The 1,851-nt window shown below is 58.1% G+C and carries 1 protein-coding gene and 1 tRNA gene; both read left to right on the forward strand.

Annotation, left to right across the window (positions count from 1 at the left end; genetic code table 11):
* Positions 1–45 precede the first annotated feature (45 nt).
* Positions 46–1,506 carry a glycogen synthase GlgA gene (gene glgA, locus G5253_RS20435; protein WP_108540481.1) on the forward strand — a complete coding sequence of 487 codons (1,461 nt, stop codon included), beginning with the start codon at positions 46–48 and terminating at the stop codon, positions 1,504–1,506.
* A 128-nt stretch (positions 1,507–1,634) separates the two neighbouring features.
* Positions 1,635–1,720: transfer RNA gene (locus G5253_RS20440), tRNA-Leu, on the forward strand.
* Positions 1,721–1,851: the final 131 nt, after the last annotated feature.

The following is a 1,851-nucleotide window of genomic DNA, read 5'->3' on the forward strand; positions in this document are numbered from 1 at the left end:
CCGTATCCGAAGGCGGTATCGTGGTGGTACCTAAGGGAGCAAGAGTTGGCTATTAACCCACTGAAAATCCTGTTTGTTGCCTCGGAAGTTGAGGGGCTGGTCAAGACCGGGGGCCTGGCCGATGTCGCCAGAGCCCTGCCGATGTACCTGGCCCAGAAGGGACATGATGTCAGGATCATGTTGCCCTTCTACAAGACGATAAAGCGACGGGATGAGGCCAGATTAGTGGCGTCACGCTGGTTGCCAACCCACCCCGGGCTGCCGGATATCGGTTATCGCATCTACCAGATGGAGCTGGATGGCGTCTGCGTCTATCTGCTCGACTGCCCGCAATATTTCGATCGCCCCCAGCTCTACGCCGAGAACAATCAGGCCTATCCGGATAATGGCGAGCGCTTTGCCTTCTTCTCGGCCGCGGCCCTCCATGCCTGCGAGCAGCTTGGCTTTGCCCCGGATATCGCCCACTGCAATGACTGGCACACCGGCCTGCTGCCACTGCTGCTGAAAACCCGTCACGCCCACAACCCCTTCTTCCAGCAGACCCGCAGCGTGATCAGCATTCACAACGCGGCGTTTCAGGGGGTGTTTGGCCGCGAGCAGTTCTGGGCCATGCCCGAGATCGCCGACTACGAACGCCGCATCAACTACGACTACGGTCATGTCAATCTGCTCAAGTGCGGGGTGCTTTACGCCGACAAAATCAATGCGGTCAGCCCCAACTATGCCCAGGAGCTGCTGACTCACCTCGGCGCCCACGGCATGGCACATATCTTCCAGCAACGGGCGGCGGATCTCTGCGGCATCCTCAACGGCTGCGACTACAAGGACTGGGATCCTGAGTTCGACGAATTCCTGCCTGCGACCTACAGCATCGACAACATGGCTGGCAAACAGATCTGCAAGCAGAGCCTGCAACAGGAGGCGGGGCTGGCCGTGGCGGACTTGCCCATCTACGGCATGGTTTGCCGCCTGACCGAGCAAAAGGGCGTTCCCCTGCTGCTCCCTGCGTTGGAGAAATTCCTCCACCATCAGGTACAAGTGGTGATCGTCGGCTCTGGCGATCCTGCGCTCGCCACGCAACTGCAAACCATGGCTCGGGATTATCCGGGCAAGCTCGCCTTCATCAACACTTATGACGATCGGCTGGCTCATCTGGTCGAAGCCGGTGCCGACTTCTTCCTGATGCCCTCGCTGTTCGAGCCTTGCGGCCTCAACCAGATGTACAGTCTCGCCTATGGCACTCTGCCACTGGTGCGCGCCGTGGGTGGTCTGAAAGATACCGTGGTGGATTGGGATGCCGATCCCGAGCATGCCACCGGCTTCTGTTTTAACGATCCGACTGCCGCCATCCTGCTCGATACCATGCGCCGCAGCCTGCTCTATTTCCTGCAGGACAAAGAGCGTTTTGCCAAGGTGCAGCGTAATGCCATGAGCACCCGCTTCAACTGGCCTGACTCGGTCACCCAGTATGAACGGATGTATCAGAGCGCATTGGGCCGTTACTGAACGCCAAACGTCAGCTGATTGCTGAAGTTTTGTACCCTTGGCGCCACTTTGATCGTCAACAGCGAAAAAAGTCCCCTTTGGCTGTTGACGCTCCCCCAAAACTCTATAGAATCCCCCTCCGCAGTGATGCGAAGGTGGCGGAATTGGTAGACGCGCTAGCTTCAGGTGTTAGTGTCCCACGGATGTGAGGGTTCGAGTCCCTCTCTTCGCACCATACTGCAGATGCTTTTATCAGCCAGCATATAAATCCAGACTGATAACCCGATGTGCGAAGGTGGCGGAATTGGTAGACGCGCTAGCTTCAGGTGTTAGTGCCCCCCGGGTGTGAGGGTTCGAGTCCCTCTC

Source organism: Aeromonas sp. 602658 (assembly GCF_049173005.1).
GTDB lineage: Bacteria > Pseudomonadota > Gammaproteobacteria > Enterobacterales > Aeromonadaceae > Aeromonas > Aeromonas veronii_A.